This is a genomic window from Fluviirhizobium alvei (assembly GCF_030551875.1).
Lineage (GTDB): Bacteria > Pseudomonadota > Alphaproteobacteria > Rhizobiales > Rhizobiaceae > Rhizobium_E > Rhizobium_E alvei.
This window is the reverse complement of record NZ_JAUOZU010000010.1, coordinates 42,312-60,005: the sequence shown is the minus strand read 5'-3', so window position 1 is coordinate 60,005 and position 17,694 is coordinate 42,312. Positions and strand designations below refer to the sequence as shown.

Annotated in this window: 14 protein-coding genes; 6 read left to right on the top strand and 8 right to left on the bottom strand. The window is 60.1% G+C overall.

Features of this window, described 5'->3' with window-relative positions; translation table 11 throughout:
• The first annotated feature begins 71 nt into the window (after positions 1 to 71).
• Positions 72 to 536: an Hsp20 family protein gene (locus Q4481_RS15160; RefSeq protein WP_304377235.1), complete on the top strand. Its 465-nt coding sequence runs from the start codon at positions 72 to 74 to the stop codon at positions 534 to 536.
• Between the two features lie 56 nt (positions 537 to 592).
• Here Q4481_RS15160 and Q4481_RS15155 read toward each other — a convergent pair whose 3' ends face one another.
• The 5 genes from Q4481_RS15155 to Q4481_RS15135 form a co-directional block, all read right to left on the bottom strand.
• Positions 593 to 1,144 (bottom strand): DoxX family protein, encoded by a 552-nt coding sequence (locus Q4481_RS15155; RefSeq protein WP_304377234.1) that lies wholly within the window; start codon positions 1,142 to 1,144, stop codon positions 593 to 595.
• Positions 1,141 to 1,971 (bottom strand): HvfC/BufC N-terminal domain-containing protein, encoded by an 831-nt coding sequence (locus tag Q4481_RS15150; protein ID WP_304377233.1) that lies wholly within the window; start codon positions 1,969 to 1,971, stop codon positions 1,141 to 1,143. Before Q4481_RS15150 ends, Q4481_RS15155 begins: the two co-directional genes overlap by 4 nt.
• The gene (gene bufB / locus Q4481_RS15145; protein ID WP_304377232.1) at positions 1,925 to 2,839 is read right to left on the bottom strand and encodes an MNIO family bufferin maturase; all 915 of its coding nucleotides are present in this window, start codon (positions 2,837 to 2,839) and stop codon (positions 1,925 to 1,927) included. The genes Q4481_RS15150 and bufB overlap by 47 nt, the downstream gene beginning before the upstream one ends.
• A gap of 63 nt (positions 2,840 to 2,902) precedes the next feature.
• Positions 2,903 to 3,205, bottom strand: a complete 303-nt coding sequence (locus tag Q4481_RS15140) for a BufA1 family periplasmic bufferin-type metallophore (protein ID WP_304377231.1) — start codon at positions 3,203 to 3,205, stop codon at positions 2,903 to 2,905.
• A 179-nt stretch (positions 3,206 to 3,384) separates the two neighbouring features.
• Positions 3,385 to 4,440, bottom strand: coding sequence for a threonine aldolase family protein (locus Q4481_RS15135; RefSeq protein WP_304377230.1), 1,056 nt, complete (start codon positions 4,438 to 4,440; stop codon positions 3,385 to 3,387).
• A gap of 413 nt (positions 4,441 to 4,853) precedes the next feature.
• Here Q4481_RS15135 and gltB point away from each other — a divergent pair, with 413 nt between their 5' ends.
• The 3 genes from gltB to Q4481_RS15120 are packed head-to-tail and all read left to right on the top strand — an operon-like array spanning position 4,854 to position 11,376.
• A complete protein-coding gene (gltB, locus tag Q4481_RS15130) occupies positions 4,854 to 9,575 on the top strand; it encodes a glutamate synthase large subunit (RefSeq protein ID WP_304377366.1) in 4,722 nt (1,573 codons plus the stop codon).
• An 8-nt stretch (positions 9,576 to 9,583) separates the two neighbouring features.
• Positions 9,584 to 9,910 carry a heavy metal-binding domain-containing protein gene (locus tag Q4481_RS15125; RefSeq protein ID WP_304377365.1) on the top strand — a complete coding sequence of 109 codons (327 nt, stop codon included), beginning with the start codon at positions 9,584 to 9,586 and terminating at the stop codon, positions 9,908 to 9,910.
• Positions 9,911 to 9,921: 11 nt separating this feature from the next.
• Positions 9,922 to 11,376, top strand: coding sequence for a glutamate synthase subunit beta (locus tag Q4481_RS15120; protein WP_304377229.1), 1,455 nt, complete (start codon positions 9,922 to 9,924; stop codon positions 11,374 to 11,376).
• Between the two features lie 66 nt (positions 11,377 to 11,442).
• On the opposite strand, the gene Q4481_RS15115 is transcribed toward Q4481_RS15120, so the two are convergent.
• Together Q4481_RS15115 and Q4481_RS15110 are read right to left on the bottom strand one after the other, a co-directional pair.
• The gene (locus tag Q4481_RS15115) at positions 11,443 to 12,600 is read right to left on the bottom strand and encodes an SGNH/GDSL hydrolase family protein (protein WP_304377228.1); all 1,158 of its coding nucleotides are present in this window, start codon (positions 12,598 to 12,600) and stop codon (positions 11,443 to 11,445) included.
• A 113-nt stretch (positions 12,601 to 12,713) separates the two neighbouring features.
• Positions 12,714 to 13,934 carry a lytic murein transglycosylase gene (locus Q4481_RS15110; RefSeq protein WP_304377227.1) on the bottom strand — a complete coding sequence of 407 codons (1,221 nt, stop codon included), beginning with the start codon at positions 13,932 to 13,934 and terminating at the stop codon, positions 12,714 to 12,716.
• Positions 13,935 to 14,121: 187 nt separating this feature from the next.
• Here Q4481_RS15110 and Q4481_RS15105 point away from each other — a divergent pair, with 187 nt between their 5' ends.
• Complete coding sequence (locus Q4481_RS15105; RefSeq protein ID WP_377353183.1) at positions 14,122 to 15,009, top strand: UTP--glucose-1-phosphate uridylyltransferase; 888 nt, start codon at positions 14,122 to 14,124, stop codon at positions 15,007 to 15,009.
• A 54-nt stretch (positions 15,010 to 15,063) separates the two neighbouring features.
• Here Q4481_RS15105 and Q4481_RS15100 read toward each other — a convergent pair whose 3' ends face one another.
• Positions 15,064 to 16,440: an outer membrane beta-barrel protein gene (locus tag Q4481_RS15100; protein WP_304377225.1), complete on the bottom strand. Its 1,377-nt coding sequence runs from the start codon at positions 16,438 to 16,440 to the stop codon at positions 15,064 to 15,066.
• Positions 16,441 to 16,684: 244 nt separating this feature from the next.
• Here Q4481_RS15100 and Q4481_RS15095 point away from each other — a divergent pair, with 244 nt between their 5' ends.
• Positions 16,685 to 17,680 (top strand): KpsF/GutQ family sugar-phosphate isomerase, encoded by a 996-nt coding sequence (locus tag Q4481_RS15095; RefSeq protein WP_304377224.1) that lies wholly within the window; start codon positions 16,685 to 16,687, stop codon positions 17,678 to 17,680.
• The last annotated feature ends 14 nt before the right edge of the window (positions 17,681 to 17,694 follow it).

Here is a 17,694-nt window from a genome sequence, read left to right as displayed (position 1 = left end):
GGGAAGCCGGGCCTGATGGTCAGGACGGCGCATCCCGCCAAACCGCAAACGTTGCTCTGAAGGAGGACACCATGCGTCACGTCGATTTTTCTCCCCTTTACCGTTCCACTGTTGGTTTCGACCGTCTTTTCACGATGCTCGACACGCTCGGCCAGCCCGAACAGCCCGCCTATCCGCCCTACAACATCGAGCGGACCGGCGAGAACAGCTATCGGATTTCCATGGCCGTGGCTGGCTTTGATGAAGCCGAGCTCGCGATCGAACTCAACCAGCATGTGCTGACGGTCAAGGGTGCCAAGGGCGAAGAGCCCAATGCCGGTGAAGTGCTCTATCGCGGCATCGCCAAGCGCGCCTTCGAACGTCGCTTCCAGCTTGCCGACCATGTGGAAGTGCGCGCCGCCCATCTTAAGAACGGCCTCCTGCATATCGATCTCGTGCGCGAGATTCCCGAAGCGATGAAACCGCGCCGTATCGAGATCGTCGCCGCCCAGAAGGCGGAAGCGCCCAAAGCGATCGAAGCCCAGCTGATCAACTGATCGCGGCCCCTCGGAATGTTCCTGTCATGCCCTCCCGTACCTCCGGGAGGGCTTTTTCATGAAAGGCGCATCAACCGGTCGAGGGAAAGTGCGCCACCGCCTTTTGCCACGAGCGGCAGAAGCACGCCGATCCACAACAGGCGCTGATCAAGGATGACGGCATCCGGAAACCGGTCGAATAGGTTCCCGATCGTTGCGGCATCCACCTGATGGAAAAGCACGTCGACCAGGCTCTGGACCAGGATGAAGCCGATCATGCCGACGCTGGCCAGACGGGTGAAGAGGCCGAGAACGATCAGGATTGGCAGAACCGCCTCCGCATAGGTTCCGAGATAGACGATCAGGCCATAGGGGAAGATGGAAATGGCCGTGACATCACCGCCGGCTGCCTCCACCGCCTGCGGCACGATCTGGTAGTAGGCGCCGGGTTGGATGCTGAACAGGCCGCCGAGCCCCGGCCCGACCTTGGTCATGAACGAGTTCAGGTAATAGGGCAGCAGCACAGCCAGGAAAATCAACCGCAGTGCGATGCCGAGCGCCCAGCGGTCGGCCTGATGTTCGAGGGTGCCAAAGACAACGTCATGCAGCGACCGAACAGTTTTCATCATCTGTCTTGCTCCTCATGGAGGATGAAGGATTGGAAGCAACCGGCCTCGAATGCCATTTGCAACAGCCCAGCCAGAGGTAGGGCCGGGTCGATTGCCATCGCACGGCTGCTGGCTTCGCCAAGGGGCGCTCCGTCTGCAAGCGCGCCGAATAGGCAAGCTGCCGCTCGATCGAGATGCCGGATCTCGACGTCGCAGTCCGGTCGCGTAATGAGCACCCATTCGGGGACAGAAGGGTCAAACCCATCAAGAGGGCTGCGGCTGCGATCGCGGGAAACGATGCTGACCGCGCTGAAGCGGAATTCGGCAATGCGCAAGGCCGGGTGCGGCGCAAATCGCAGCCTGGGCAGAAGATCGGCCGGAATCCCGCCGAGGGCAGCAGGATCAAGGGGGGCCGCATCCGCTTCATGATAACAGTCGAGCCAGAGCCTTTCGAGACGCGCGACATCGGCAAGATAGGGCAGGTCTGATGCCGGGGCGAAGTCTGCAATGAAGTCGGCAAACGTCGCGCCATAGGTGAAGAGCAACGGTGAGGTGGGCGGGTGCGCTCGCAGATAGAGCGCCGCCATGCCGCCAAAGAAGGTCTCGCCAACGAGGTTACGCACGGTGGGAAAGATGGCGCCCAGGGCCTCAATCAGGCTCGCCGTCACATTGTTGCGATAGACGGCGTAACGTCGGTGCATCGGGCCGCCAGACGGGCTGCGAAGCCCGACCGGGAGCGTGGCTTCCGGATCGACAAGCCCGGTGGCAAATGCAGCCTGACCGGTTTTACAGGATAAAGGATCAGCCATGGCGCATCCCGATCTGGCTTTGTGCTGCGAGGTGATCAAGCCAGGCATCGGCGCGTTGGGCCTCCTTGCGCAGGATCGACCAGTCGGGAACATCATTGTCCCATTCGATCAGCGTTGGCAGAGGGCCGGTTCGCCGGATGACGAACGCGAACATCTCCCAGACCGGGTCGGCGACGGGTCGATCATGGCTGTCGATCAACAGGGGCGCGCCGTCATCATCCAGATCTTCGGCATGACCGGCCAGATGGATCTCCTCGACCAGATGCAGCGGGAATTCGGTGAGATAGCGATAGGGATCGTAACCGTTATTGGTAGCGGAGGCCTGGACATTGTTGACATCAAGCAGCAGCCCGCAGCCGGTGCGCGCTGAAATCTCGGTAATGAAGGTGGTTTCGCTCAGGTCCGAGGCTTCGAAAGCGACATAGGTCGAAGGGTTTTCGATTAGGATGCGGCGGCCAAGCCGTTCCTGGACCTGGTCGACATGCCGAACGACCTGCGCAAGCGTGCGCTGGTTGTAAGGCACGGGCAGGAGATCATTGTAGAAAACGGTCTCATGCGTCGACCAGGCAAGATGTTCGGACACAAGCGCCGGTTCATAGAGGTCGACGACCTGGGCGAGGCGGTTCAGATGTTCGGGATCGAACCCCTGTTCGGAACCGATCGAGAGGCCGACGCCGTGGACGGATAGCGGAAACTCGCGCCGCATCGCGGAGAGAAGGCGGTGCGGGTGCCCACCGGCGCCCATATAGTTTTCCGCATGCACTTCCAGAAAACCGATTCGGAATTCATCGGCAAGGATGGCTTCCGCATGTTGCGGCTTGAAGCCGGCGCCGGCACGTGGGCCAGGCGCAAGATCGGGAAAACGGCCCGCGCTGAAACCGGGGCCTTTGGTGACAGGGGAACTCATGGCGCACCTCCTTGAAAAAAGGCGCCCCGGCCGGGGCACCCTCTATCCGTACCTTTGGTCGGATCAGGCCGGGACGTCGCGGGTCAGGGCGTCAAGCGAGCCCTGTCGATCGCCGGGCAGCATCATGGTCGTGCAGGTGCCCTTGGGAACAAATTTCCAGGAATTGCCCTGGTAATCGACCTTGGAGGTGCCGGCGCAGGTGGTGCCCGGACCAGCCGCGCAATCGTTCTTGCCAGCCATGGCGACGCCGAAGCACTTTTCGGTTTCGGCGGCGGCGGCCTGTCCGGGGGCGAGAAGGGCGGTTCCCGACAGGGCAAGGGCAAGCGCGCCAAACAGGGCGGATGAAGCTGTGTTTTTGGTTTCCATGATCGTTCTCCTCAGAGGTAAAGCCGCCGTCGGGCGGACCGGTTGTTTCCGGTGAGGAGAAGGTGACCGATAGGCCATTCAATAGGAAATCAAGTTGCCGCCATAAATCTTGCGGGATCGGTGATGCGCCGTGACAATGAGTCACGCTCGCGTGAGATGCCGTGAATTTTCGCGCAAAACTAGAGTGCCATCGAAAAGTTCACGATATCCTCGGGGCGGGTCGCATAACTGGTGATGAAGCGGCGGATCTTCTCACCGGGTTGGACGAGATGCTCCATGCCGATAGGCGTATCCCAATCGTAGAAGCGGGCGCCGGCTGCGCGGAGCCGTTCAGCCAGATCATCCGGCATGATGATGAAGACCTGGCTTGACCCGGTCTCCCAGGCGAGGCGCATGGTGCTTGATGCACGGACCAGCGCGACCAGTCGTGCAGCCATTTCATTGGCATGATGGGCAAGCTTCAGCCAGAGATCGTCACGCAGCCATGCATCGAACTGCGAGGAAACCAAAGCGCTCTTCGAAAAGAGATTGCCGGCACGCTTGCGCAGGTGCGGCAGGTCGATGCTGTTTGCCTGATCGAAGACGATCACCGCTTCCGCACACCAGCAGCCATTCTTGGTGCCGCCCAGCGATAGGAGATCGATACCCGCTTTCCATGTCATGTCGGCAGGCGTGCAGCCAAGTGCTGCCACGGCATTGGAAAAACGGGCGCCATCCATATGGACCTTTAGACCGTGCCGATGAGCGATCTCGGCGAGGGCGGCGATCTCCTCGAGACTGTAAATGGTTCCGGCTTCGGTGACCTGCGAAAGCGACAGCGCCATCTTCTGTCCGACATGGACATCGTTTGACGGAAAGCGGGCAATCGCCTGTTCGAGAGCGGCAGGATCGATCTTGCCCATCTGTCCCGGAACGCTTGCGACCGGAACCAGTTTGGCGCCTCCGGTCTGGAATTCGACGGCACCACCTTCATGATGAATGATATGGGCTTCCGAATGGCAGAAAATGACGCCACCCGTCCGCCGGCAGGAGGCCAGTGCGAGAGAGTTTGCGGCGGTGCCGGTCGCCACGAAGAAGGCTTCGACCTCGCGGTCGAAAAATCGGCTCAGCTTACCCGCGACCTCGCAGTCATAATCGCTTTGGCCATAGGGTGCGTGTAAGCCGGCAGATGCCTTGAGAATGCTCTCGGCGATGAGCGGGTGGGCGCCGGGCCAATTGTCGGATGCGAAGATCAATTCCGTCTTCCTTTTTTCGGTTTTGGAAGCCTCTGTTCACAAGGGTGAAAAGAACCTTTCAAGCGCGTAGATTCAAGCTCATATATCAGAAATCCGTACCGTTTTTTTATGTTGCGGTCTTGCAGCTATTAATGCTTTCTGTCATAGAGCCTATGAATAGGACAGTCATGCTGTCCTATTTTTCTGCGTGGATCCTGAAGGCCGAAACGGTCTTTCAAAAAGCGGTCCGGCTCCGGATGCGTAGGGGAAAACGCTGGAGCAGAAGCCGAAGGTTGCATAGAGGCCGAATGGCCCGAATATTGCAGCCGTTCAGGAAAATGCGCCGTAAGGTTCTCGCGAGTCTCTGGCATGCGGTCAGGGCTGGCGATTGGCAAGGGATGCCCGATTGGGCCATGGCTGGAGGATATGAGATGATGGAACAGACCCCATCGACCGTTTTCGATGAAGCGCGCAGTGCCGGTCAGGCCGCGACGACGAAAACGCCCTCTTTCAATGCCGGCTTGCCAGAGAAACAGGGTCTTTACGATCCTGCAAACGAACATGATGCCTGCGGCGTCGGTTTCATCTGCCATATGAAGGGCCAGAAGTCGCACCAGATCGTGCGCGATGGTCTTTTCATGCTTGAAAACCTCACCCATCGCGGCGCCGTCGGTGCCGATCCCTTGATGGGTGATGGTGCCGGTATTCTGGTGCAGATCCCCGACCGGTTCTTCCGTGAGGAAATGGCGGGCCAGGGTGTGACGCTGCCGCCGGCTGGCGAATATGCGGTCGGCTATCTCTTCATGCCGCAGGATGAGGCACAGCGTGCCCATATCAAGGGCATTATCGCTGAAGTCGTCGCTGCCGAAGGTCAGATCCTGCTCGGCGACCGCGCCGTGCCGGTTGACAATTCGTCGCTCTCCAAGGCGCCGGATATCGCGGCAACCGAACCCTATCACCTGCAGATCTTCATCGGTGCGGGCGAAGGCGTAAAGGACAATGCCGAATTCGAACGCCGGCTGTTCGTTTTGCGCAAGGTCATTTCCAACCGCATCTATGCGGAGACGGAAGGTCGCGACAACGGCTTCTACATCGTGTCGCTGTCGACCACGACCGTGGTCTACAAGGGCATGTTCCTGGCTTACCAGGTGGGCGCCTACTACCGCGATCTTGCCGATCCGCGCTTCGAATCGGCTGTCGCGCTCGTCCACCAGCGCTTCTCGACCAACACCTTCCCGTCCTGGAAGCTGTCGCATCCCTACCGCATGGTTGCGCATAACGGCGAAATCAACACGCTGCGCGGCAACGTCAACTGGATGGCGGCACGTCAGGCTTCGGTCTCTTCGCCGCTCTACGGCGATGATATCTCCAAGCTGTGGCCGATTTCCTACGAAGGCCAGTCGGATACGGCCTGCTTCGACAACGCGCTCGAATTCCTCGTGCGTGGCGGTTATTCCCTTGCGCATGCCGTGATGATGCTGATCCCGGAAGCCTGGGCCGGCAACCAGTTGATGGCGCCCGATCGCAAGGCCTTCTACGAATATCATGCGGCACTCATGGAGCCGTGGGACGGACCGGCAGCGGTGGCCTTCACCGATGGCCGCCAGATCGGTGCAACGCTCGACCGTAACGGTCTGCGTCCGGCCCGCTATATCGTCACCGATGACGATCGCGTTATCATGGCGTCGGAAGCCGGCGTGCTTCCTGTGGCCGAAGAGCATATCGTTCGCAAGTGGCGCCTGCAGCCCGGCAAGATGCTGCTGATCGACATGGAAAAGGGTCGCATCATTTCCGACGAGGAAGTGAAGGCTGACCTGGCGACCGCGCATCCCTACGGCGACTGGCTCGACAAGAGCCAGCTGATCCTTGAGGATCTTGATCCGGTCGAGCCGCGCGCACTGCGTCGCGACGTCTCCCTGCTCGATCGCCAGCAGGCGTTCGGCTATACGATCGAAGATACCAAGCTCCTGATGTCGCCGATGGCGACGACCGGCCAGGAAGCGGTCGGATCGATGGGCACCGATACGCCGATCTCGGCCATGTCGGACAAGTCGAAGCTGCTCTATACCTATTTCAAGCAGAACTTCGCCCAGGTGACCAACCCGCCGATCGACCCGATCCGCGAAGAGCTGGTGATGAGCCTCGTCTCCTTCATCGGTCCGCGCCCGAACATTCTCGATCATGCGGGTGCTGCCAAGGCCAAGCGTCTCGAAGTGCGCCAGCCGATCCTGACCAATGGCGATCTCGAAAAGATCCGTTCGATCGGTCATACCGAGGACCGGTTCGACACCAAGACGCTGGACTTCACCTATGATGTGGAGCGCGGCGACGAAGCCATGGCCGAAATGCTCGATCGCCTGTGCGACCGTGCCGAAGCGGCTGTGCGCGCCGGCTACAACATCATCGTGCTGTCGGACCGGCAGATCGGTCCGGATCGTATCGCGATCCCGGCGCTGCTCGCAACTGCAGCCGTGCATCACCACCTCATCCGCAAGGGGCTCAGAACCTCTGTCGGCCTGGTGGTGGAATCGGGCGAGCCGCGTGAAGTGCACCACTTCTGCTGCCTGGCCGGTTATGGCGCCGAGGCGATCAACCCCTATCTCGCCTTCGACACGCTGATCGACATGCACAAGAAGGGCGAATTCCCCCAGGAAGTCAGCGAAGAGGAAGTCGTCTATCGCTATATCAAGGCGGTGGGCAAGGGCATCCTCAAGGTCATGTCCAAGATGGGCATTTCGACCTACCAGTCCTATTGCGGCGCCCAGATCTTCGATGCTGTCGGCCTGTCTTCCGAGTTCGTCGACAAGTTCTTCTTCGGAACCGCCACCAAGATCGAAGGTGTCGGCCTTGCTGAAGTCGCCCGCGAAACCGTCGCCCGTCACGTCGCCGCCTTCGGTCGCGATCCGATCCTCGCCGCGACGCTGGATGTGGGTGGCGAATATGCCTTCCGTATGCGCGGCGAAGCCCATTCCTGGACGCCGGATGTGGTGGCCGAGCTGCAGCATGCCGTGCGCGGCAATGCCGAGGACCGGTTCCGGGCCTTCTCGAAGCTGGTCGATGAATCGGCTGTGCGGATGAATGCCATCCGTGGCCTGTTCGACATCAAGATGGCGGCAGAAAGCGGCCGCCAGCCGGTCGACATTTCCGAAGTCGAACCGGCTGCCGATATCGTCCGCCGCTTCGCAACCGGTGCGATGTCGTTCGGCTCGATCAGCCGTGAAGCACATACGACGCTTGCCATTGCCATGAACCGGCTCGGCGGCAAGTCGAACACCGGCGAAGGCGGCGAAGAAGCCGAACGCTATCTGCCGAAGCCGGACGGCTCGCTGCCGCTCGAGCGCTCTGCCATCAAGCAGGTCGCTTCCGGCCGTTTCGGTGTGACGACGGAATATCTTGTCAATGCCGACATGCTGCAGATCAAGGTCGCGCAGGGTGCCAAGCCCGGCGAAGGTGGTCAGCTGCCCGGTCACAAGGTCGATGCCACGATCGCCAAGACCCGTCACTCGACGCCGGGCGTGGGCCTGATTTCGCCGCCGCCGCATCACGACATCTACTCGATCGAAGATCTGGCGCAGCTGATCTACGACCTCAAGAACGTCAACCCGGCTGCCGATATCTCGGTCAAGCTGGTGTCGGAAGTGGGTGTCGGTACCGTTGCCGCCGGTGTCGCAAAGGCCCGTGCCGACCATATCACTGTCTCGGGCTATGATGGTGGTACCGGTGCATCGCCACTCACCTCGCTCAAGCATGCCGGCAGCCCGTGGGAAATCGGTCTGGCCGAAACCCAGCAGACGCTGGTGCTCAACGGCCTGCGCAGCCGCGTGGCACTGCAGGTCGATGGCGGTCTCAAGACCGGTCGCGACGTGATCATCGGTGCTCTTCTTGGTGCCGACGAGTTCGGCTTCTCGACCGCGCCGCTGATTGCTGCCGGCTGCATCATGATGCGCAAGTGCCATCTCAATACCTGTCCGGTTGGCGTTGCCACCCAGGATCCGGTGCTGCGCAAGCGCTTCAAGGGCACGCCCGAACATGTGATCAACTTCTTCTTCTTCGTGGCCAACGAAGTGCGCGAACTTCTGGCCGCCATGGGCTTCCGCAGCCTCTCCGAAATCGTCGGCCGCTCGGAACTGCTCGAGAAGAACGAAGCGATCGAACATTGGAAGGCCAAGGGCCTCGATTTCTCGCGCCTCTTCCACAAGGTCGAAGCGCCTGAAGAAGCGATCCGCTGGACCGAACGGCAGAAGCACCCGATCGACGATATTCTCGACCGCAAGCTGATCGAGGCGGCGATGCCGGCGCTCGAATACAAGCAGCAGCTGACGATCGAGACCGAGATCAAGAATGTCGACCGGTCCGCTGGTGCGATGCTCTCAGGCGAACTGGTCAAGCGCTACGGCCAGAAGGGACTGAAGGACGATACACTGACGGTGAAGCTCAAGGGCACGGCCGGTCAGTCGTTCGGCGCCTTCCTTGCGCGTGGGATCACCTTTGATCTCGAAGGCGATGGCAACGACTATGTCGGCAAGGGTCTGTCGGGGGGCCGCATCATCGTGCGTCCGCCGGCCAACACCCGCATCGTGCCGGAAAACTCGATCATCGTTGGCAACACGGTGCTCTATGGCGCAACCACCGGCGAATGCTATTTCAACGGTGTGGCCGGCGAACGTTTCGCCGTGCGTAACTCTGGCGCGATTGCCGTCGTCGAAGGCGTCGGCGACCATGGCTGTGAGTATATGACCGGCGGTGTCGTGGTGGTGATCGGCCAGACCGGCCGTAACTTCGCCGCCGGCATGTCGGGCGGTGTGGCCTACGTGCTCGACGAGAGCGGCGATTTCGCCAAGCGCTGCAACATGGCGATGGTTGAACTTCAGCCGGTTCCGGAAGAAGACGAGCTGCTCGAAAAGCTGCACCATCACGGTGGCGACCTCATGCACAAGGGCATGGTGGACGTTTCCGGCGACATGACGCGGCATGACGAGGAGCGTCTGTTCCAGCTGATTTCCAACCATGTGCATTTCACAGGGTCGGCACGCGGCAAGGAAATCCTCGACAACTGGGCAAGCTTCCGTCCGAAATTCCGCAAGGTCATGCCGGTCGAATACCGTCGTGCGCTTGAGGATATGGAACGCATGAAGATGCAGGATGCAGCCGAATGAGCAACGCGATCATCGTCACCACGACCAACACGTTCGAAGGGCGTGCTATCGTGGACTACAAGGGGATCGTGACCGGAGAGGCTATTCTCGGAACCAATATCTTCCGGGATCTGTTCGCCGGTATTCGCGATCTGGTTGGCGGCCGTTCGGGTTCATATGAACAGGTTCTTCGTGATGCGCGCGAAACCGCGCTTCGCGAACTGCGCGAGGCTGCTGCTGCACTGGGTGCCAACGCCGTTGTGGGCGTTGACATCGACTATGAGACGATTTCCACCGGCTCCAGCGGTTCCATGCTGATGGTATCGGCATCGGGCACGGCTGTTGTGGTTCGGTAAAGGGGAGAGATATGGGCAAGGTTACGGGTTTTCTTGAGATCGACCGCCAGGTTGGCAAGTATCAGCCGGCTTCGGATCGTATTCGCCATTTCCGCGAATTCACCATTCCGATGTCGGATCAGGAAGTGGTCAAACAGGCCGCCCGCTGCATGGATTGCGGCATCCCCTTCTGTCATGGTCCCACCGGTTGCCCGGTGCATAACCAGATTCCGGACTGGAACGACCTCGTCTACAACAACAAGTGGGAAGAGGCGATCCGCAACCTGCATTCGACCAACAACTTCCCGGAGTTTACCGGTCGTGTGTGCCCGGCGCCCTGCGAGGAAGCCTGCACGCTGAACCTCGAAGATATTCCGGTGGCGATCAAGACGGTCGAACAGGCGATTGCCGACAAGGCCTATGAAATGGGCTTCATCGTGCCGCAGCCGGCAACGGTGAAGACCGGCAAGTCGGTGGCCGTCATTGGCTCGGGACCGTCCGGCATGGCGGCAGCCCAGCAGCTTGCCCGCGCCGGTCACGATGTGACCGTCTATGAACGCGAATCGAAGCCGGGCGGACTGCTGCGCTACGGCATTCCGGATTTCAAGATGGAGAAGAACTTCATCGATCGTCGTGTCGACCAGATGCGCGGTGAGGGCGTTCATTTCCAGTGCGGCGTCAATGTCGGTGTCGATCTGCCGATCGAGAAGCTGCTCGCCGATTTCGATGCGGTTCTTTATTGCGGCGGCTCCGAACGTCCGCGCGATGCCGGCATCCCCGGCGTCGACCTTGCCGGCGTTCACGATGCGATGCCCTATCTGGTGCAGCAGAACCGTCGCGTCGGTCGCGAGAATATCGATAGCGTTGCCTGGGCTTCAGCGCCGATCCTGGCTGGCGGCAAGCATGTCGTTGTCGTCGGTGGTGGTGATACGGCTTCCGACTGCGTGGGCACAGCCTTCCGCCAGGGTGCCGTGCGCGTCACCCAGCTCGACATTCGCCCGATGCCGCCGGAAAAGGAAGACAAGCTGGCCGTCTGGCCCTACTGGGCAACGAAGATGCGGACGTCCTCTTCGCAGGCCGAAGGCGCAGTTCGCGAATTCCAGGTCGCGACGCTCGAGTTCGTCGGTGAAGATGGCGTCCTGACCGGCGTGAAATGCTGCCAGGTTGACGAGCGCCGCAAGCCGATTGCCGGCACCGAATTCATCATCAAGGCGGATCTCGCTTTCGTGGCAATCGGTTTCTGCGGTGTGCTTACGAATTCGGTCGTCAACGAACTGGGCGACAAGCTGGAACTGGTGACCGACAAGCGCGGCTCGACCAATGTGAAGGCGAACGAGCAGGATTATCAGACGACCGTGCCGAAGCTCTGGACGGCGGGCGACGTACGTCGCGGTCAGTCGCTGGTGGTCTGGGCGATCCGCGAAGGCCGCCAGGCGGCGCGAGCGATCGATGAATCCCTGATGGGCGCGACCACACTGCCGCGCTGAGGGCAGAGACAGATGCCCCGGTTCGCCGGGGCATTTTTGTAACGATCGATTTGGGGCCTGACCGTTCTAGCCAGCCGGCTCGACTTTCGGTGGCGTTGCGGGCCTGATCGCAAAATCATCGACCCGGCCCACCGGAGCGTCGACCGTTTCACCCTTTTCGATCAGGCGATCACGCGGACTATTTCCCGACGATTTCGGAATGAGTGCATCATCGAGCAATGCTGTTGATCCGTCCAGTTCGGGATCGGCGAGATTGACGGGTGGGACCACCTTGATATCCGCGATGTCCGGCGCCGCCTTCACGGCCTCGGCGGGCGTATCTGTTGTCCCCGGCAAGGCAATTGCCGGCATGGTGGCCACATCCGCTAGGCTGCGGATCGATTTCTCCAGATAGAAGGCCATCTTGCGCTTGCCGGCACGGGTCAGGCTCAATCCATCCGAGCCACGCAGTCGCACCGGCTGGCCGTTGATATCGGAGCCGGTGGCAATGAACTTGCCATCCTCATCGGCAAACCCGTCCCAGATGTCGATGAATGTCGCGCCGGTCATCTCTACCCGCGAGCGGTAGATGTTGTTGAGCGCTGCCGCATCCGTACTGAGCGAGTTCGACTGGAACGAGGGCAGGCCGGTCCAGATAATCGGCACCTGCCGGCTTCTGGCGACCTCGAGGAGCTTGTCGATGCGCTTCTGGTACTCGTTCTTCCAGGCGTCCGACTGAAACTTTTCCTTCGTGCCCGCAATCGCAATCTGCTGGCGGTCATTGGCGCCCAGCATAACCACCACCACCTTGGGCTTGATCTCCTCAATGTAGGTAGAAAGTGTCGCTGGCCAATCGAGATGGTCGGTACGCGCAAGGCCGGACGATCCGTCGGTTTTCTTTTCGATGACGATGTTCGGATCGGTCGCAAAGGCCGTCACCAGACCATCTGCGAGGGCTGATGCCATGAAATCACCGACGACGATGACCTTCCGGGCATCGGGAAGTTTCTCTACGGTGCCAGGGGCGTCGGCCGTAGTGACCGATTGGACCGAATTCCGGTTGCGTGGCTTTTTCTTCCTGGGTTTGGTGTCTGTAACGTCCTGTTTGCGCTTCTTGCGTCCGCCAAAGAAGAAATCGATGATGGAGCGTCGCTCCTTGATTTCCTGCGCATGCGCAACGGGGACCTGGAAAGGCGGAGCCATGTCGCCCAAGAGAAAGGCGATGGCGAGGGTTGCTACGAACACGCGCGGCAATAGCTTTCCCCTGATGGCCAAGGCTCCGTTCCTCCCGAATGAAAAGGACCGCTGAAGGTCACCGATCAGCGGTCCATATGGTGGCGATTATAAGGCGGTCGGCCTTAGCGGCGCAAGGCCTTGAGCAGTTTGGCGGAGGGTTCGCCATCCGGTGTCATGCCAAGCTGCGACTGGATGGCAGCGATTGCAGCCTTGGAGCCGGAGCCAAAATTGCCGTCGATCTCGCCGTCGTAATAGCCGAGCGTCTTCATGCGTTTCTGCAATTCGAACTTCTGCTTGATGTCGAGTGTTCCTTCCGGACGCGGCCAGGCGAGCTGCATGCCGCCATAACCGGCGATCTCGTCGGCAAGCAGACCGACGCCGAGGGCATAGGAATCGGCAGCATTGTATTTCTTGATCACGAAGAAGTTCTTGGTCGCCAGAAAGCCGGGGCCGTTCTCGCCAGCCGGCAGTTTCAGCGTGGCGCGATCATTGCCGTTCTTGAAGCCCTTGCCATTGGGACGAACGAAACCGAGTTCGGCCCATTCGGCAAGCGTCTTGGTCTTGCCAACGAACTTGTCGGCATTGGCGGGCGGATTGACTTCATAACCCCAGGTCTTGCCGGGCTGCCAGCCATTCTTCTTGAGAAGATTTGCGGCGGTGGCCAGTGCGTCCGGCACCGAACGCCAGATGTCGGCATGGCCGTTTCCATCGGCATCGAAGCCGTAGATCAGATAGGAGGTGGGAATGAACTGGGTGTGACCCATGGCGCCTGCCCAAGAGCCGGTAAAGCCTTCCGGCGATACATCGTTGCGCTGCAGGATCTTGAGGGCAGCGATTAGCTGCGTGCGGGCAAATTTGGCGCGCTTCTTGTCCGCATAGGCAAGCGTTGCCAGTGCGCGCGGCACATTGTGCAGGCGATCGGGCTTTTCGAGAACCGCGCCGTAATTGCTTTCCATCGACCAGATGGCGAGAAGAATATGCCGGTCGACACCGAAATGGCGTTCGATCGCTTTCAGAGTGCGCTCATGCTGGCGCAACATGTCGCGGCCGACGCCGGACGTGTAGGGATTGACGCGGCTATCGAGATAATCCCAGATCTGGTGCTTGAATTCCGGCTGATACGCCGCCTTCTGCAACACGGCCGGATCCGGCTCGGAAATGCCCTTGAACGCCTTGCGATAGGTCTTTTCCGTGATGCCGGCTTTGGCGGCAACGGGATAAAAGGCGTTGATCCATTTGACAAATGCGTCGTCCGCGCGCGCCTGCGGAGCGATGGCGAACGTCAAAGCGAATGCCAAGGGGAGAAGGCGCGAAGCGATGCGGTTTCCGAATGTGTTTTTCATGGCTTCATTCCGGCTTTTGCAGGTTTGATTTCCCGGGATCATCCCGGTCGAGATCGTCAACTTACAGAAACGAAGTCAACAAAGTCTTTACCATGGAAAGACCATAAGGTCACGCTTTTAAGGAAAAATAGGAATTGCCGGCTAAGGCAAACCGGATACAACAGTTTCATGATGAAACATGGAGGTGATTTTGGCCAAGGGTAAAGTAAAGAAGGCGGTTTTCCCGGTCGCCGGGCTCGGCACACGATTCCTGCCGGCAACGAAGGCGGTGCCGAAGGAAATGATGACCGTCGTCGACAAGCCGGTGATCCAGTATGTGGTCGATGAAGCGATCGAAGCTGGCATCGAGCATTTCGTGTTCGTGACGGGTCGCGGCAAGGGAATTATCGAAGATTACTTCGATATCCAGTTCGAGCTCGAGGCAACGCTCAAGGCGCGAAACAAGAAGGCCGAGCTCGAAATTCTCGGTTCGCTTCTGCCGAAGGCCGGTGCCGCAAGCTTTACCCGCCAGCAGGAACCGCTCGGTCTTGGCCATGCCGTCTGGTGCGCCCGTGATATCGTCGGCAACGAGCCCTTCGCGCTGCTTCTTCCCGACATGATCATGAAATCCGATATCGGCTGCATGAAGGGCATGGTGGATCTCTACCAGGTCAGCGGCGGCAATGTGATCGCGGTCGAGGAATGCGCGCCGGAACTCGCGCACCGCTACGGTATCGTGGCGCGTGGGGAGGATATCGGCGACGGTTTCCGCATTACCGGGATGGTGGAAAAGCCGGCGCCGGGCACGCAGCCGACAAACTTCTTCATCAATGGTCGCTATATCCTGCAGCCCGAGATCTTCTCGATCCTGGCGACGCAGGAACGCGGCGCCGGCAACGAAATCCAGCTCACGGACGGGATGCTGAAGCTCCTCGCGCAGCAGGATTTCACGGCCTATCACTACAAGGGCCAGACGTTTGATACCGGCGCCAAGGATGGTTTCATCATGGCCAACGTGGCGTTTGCGCTTGACCGTCCCGATATCAAGCATCTGGTCGAACATGATCTGAAGGCTCTGGTCGCGGCGCTGAAATGACCGCCTGCGGGCATCGGTGGAGCCTTTGCATCGGTGCCCGAAGCTTTTGCGATTTTAGCGTTTCAGCGTCAGGCCGAGGCCGGCAATGAAATTGTTGGTGGTCGTTGCCTTTGCCTGGCGGGTATTCTCCCAGGAAACATCGGCATTGAGGTCCAGCGAACGGGAGATCGACCAGGTCACGCCGGCTCCGGCTGTCGTGACATACTGATTGGCTGCACTGGCCAGATCATAATCGCGGTAAGTTTCCGAAGCCGAAAGACGTCCCTTGATATTGTCGAAGATCGCCTGGGTCAGCGCCATGTTCGCCGTATAGGCGACCGAGCCCGATGCGCCCGCGGTGGTCGAAGGCTCGATCGAAGTCTTCAGGCCCATTTCGACATCTGTCCCGCGCTGCGGAGACCAGGTGAGGTTGCCATCAAGCGTGAAGGCGTCGATGGCGCTGAGGCGACTGTCCTCGAAGTCCGCGAGCGCATAGCCTGCGGCCAGTTCGCCCTTCAGCTTCTCACCGAAATCGGCGGCCAAGCCACCTTTCAGCGCATAGAGCATGGAATCGCGCTGGTAGCCGAGGCTGTCCCTGGTCTCGTCGTAAAGCGTTTTTGCAGTCGAGACTTCAACGAACGGCATGAGCACGGGTGACAGATCGTATCCGAGGCGGCCACGAAGCGTGACGGTATTCTGGTTGCGGTCCGATTGATCGAGACTGGTCCCATTGGCCAATTGGGCCGGCCCATAAGTCGTCCGGCCGAAATCGACGCCGACCGTGCCGCGCAGCATGCCGAAATCATGGGTCAGGTCGCTGCCAAGGGTGAACTGATGGACCTTTGCCTGCGAAATGGCATTGGCGATGGCATTCGGATCGCTGACATCCTCCTGGCTGAGGTCATAGCCCGCCTTGAGATTGGCGATCGTATCGTTGGAGATATCGAGGCGCAGGTTCGCATCGATCTTGCCCTCGGGATCGTCCTTCTTGTCGCCGCTGAGCGTCTTCTGCCAGTTGCCCTCTGCATCGATCCGGAGTTCATGGGTCGACCAGTCGGATGTCAGGGATCCCTTGAAACCACTCTGAAGATAGGTCCTGGTGCTCGTCTTGTTGCCGGTCTGATCGCGCTCGACGCCGACCGTTTCCGTGATCGCTGGACGCAGGACGAAGCTACCCACGGCAATGCCCGGCGCCTCGTCGGGCGGGGCAGGTCGGACCTTGAGTTCATCGACAGTCAGCTCCCGTCGGTTCTCTCTCAAGGCTTCATTGGCGACGGGCGCGTAGGGATCTTCCTGCTCGAGCGGTTCAAGCGTCGCAGTGTCGGGGGACTGGTCATCCACTTCCGTTTCGCTCGCATTGCTCGCGTCGTTTGGCTGCTTGCCGGACAGGCGCAGATCCGTCGTATCGTCGACTGGCGATTGTGCATTCGCCACCGACTGCAACGAGGCCATCGCAACGCCGGCAGCAAGCAGCAGCCGAAACGTTTTGCGCGAGGTCCGTGAAGAGGCGAGGCGTAAAAGCATGGGTAACCGGGATCAAATCCGCTCAATGATTACTCATTGGTAAAGGAGCAAGGTTAAGCAAAGGTTTCCAACCGTCGATGGCGCTCCGGATTTTCCCCAGGATGCGCACCTTTCAATCGGTTCATTGAAAATCCCGTCTGGACAGGCGAAAAAGAAGGAGTAAACGGGAGCGATGACAGGAAATATCGCTCAAATGCCCGAAAACAATGCCGCGCGCTCGGCACTCCGCACCTTGCGCGCCGAAAAATCTGGCCTCGCCGATCTCGAAAAGGCGCTGAGCAACGGTCTTGCCGAACCGTTTGCGCAAGCCGTGGAACGGATTGTCGGCCTCAAGGGCCGTGTTGTGGTGAGTGGCGTGGGCAAGAGCGGCCACGTTGGCGCCAAGATTGCCGCAACCCTTGCATCGACCGGCACACCGGCTTTCTTCGTCCATCCTGTCGAGGCCAACCACGGCGATCTCGGCATGATCACGCCCGACGACGCGATCGTTGCCTTGTCCTGGAGCGGCGAAAGTACCGAACTGCAGGGCATCATCGCCTATTCGCGCCGCTTTTCGATACCGCTCATTGCAGTGACCTCCGGCGAGAGTTCAACTCTTGGACGTGCGGCGGACGTTCTGCTTTGCCTGCCGAAATCGCAGGAAGCCTGCCCGCATGGCCTGGCTCCGACGACATCGGCGCTGATGCAGCTTGCGATCGGCGATGCGCTTGCTGTCGCGCTTCTTGAAGCGCGCGGCTTTTCCGCGGTCGATTTCCGCACCTTCCATCCCGGTGGCAAGCTCGGAGCCATGCTCTCGCATGTCAAGAATGTCATGCATACGGGAGACCGGGTTCCTCTGGTGCCCAAGGGCACTTCGATGCCTGAGGCCGTTTCGGTTCTCTCGCACAAGCGTTTCGGATGCGTCGGCGTTGTCGACGATAGCGGCCGGCTGTGCGGGATCGTGACAGAAGGCGACATGGCGCGTAATCTGGCGCGGGATCTGTCCGTTCTCAATGTCGATGACGTGATGACGCGCGATCCCAAGACCGTGCGGGAAAATGCGCTGGCCACGAGCGCCATGGCGCTATTGGAGCAGCACAACATTTCCGCGCTGATCGTCGTCGATGACGAGCGCCGCCCGATCGGGATCGTGCATTTCCACGATCTCTTGCGGGTCGGCGTCGCCTGATCGGCTTAGGCTCG

Bases quoted from the DNA above. Each gene is read 5' to 3' on its own strand.
- Q4481_RS15110 (WP_304377227.1), bottom strand. From the start codon at position 13,934: ATGAAAAACACATTCGGAAACCGCATCGCTTCGCGCCTTCTCCCCTTG.
- Q4481_RS15120 (WP_304377229.1), top strand. From the start codon at position 9,922: ATGGGCAAGGTTACGGGTTTTCTTGAGATCGACCGCCAGGTTGGCAAG.
- Q4481_RS15160 (WP_304377235.1), top strand. From the start codon at position 72: ATGCGTCACGTCGATTTTTCTCCCCTTTACCGTTCCACTGTTGGTTTC.
- gltB (WP_304377366.1), top strand. From the start codon at position 4,854: ATGGAACAGACCCCATCGACCGTTTTCGATGAAGCGCGCAGTGCCGGT.
- bufB (WP_304377232.1), bottom strand. From the start codon at position 2,839: ATGAGTTCCCCTGTCACCAAAGGCCCCGGTTTCAGCGCGGGCCGTTTT.
- Q4481_RS15100 (WP_304377225.1), bottom strand. From the start codon at position 16,440: ATGGCCTCGTTGCAGTCGGTGGCGAATGCACAATCGCCAGTCGACGAT.
- Q4481_RS15155 (WP_304377234.1), bottom strand. From the start codon at position 1,144: ATGATGAAAACTGTTCGGTCGCTGCATGACGTTGTCTTTGGCACCCTC.
- Q4481_RS15095 (WP_304377224.1), top strand. From the start codon at position 16,685: ATGACAGGAAATATCGCTCAAATGCCCGAAAACAATGCCGCGCGCTCG.
- Q4481_RS15140 (WP_304377231.1), bottom strand. From the start codon at position 3,205: ATGGAAACCAAAAACACAGCTTCATCCGCCCTGTTTGGCGCGCTTGCC.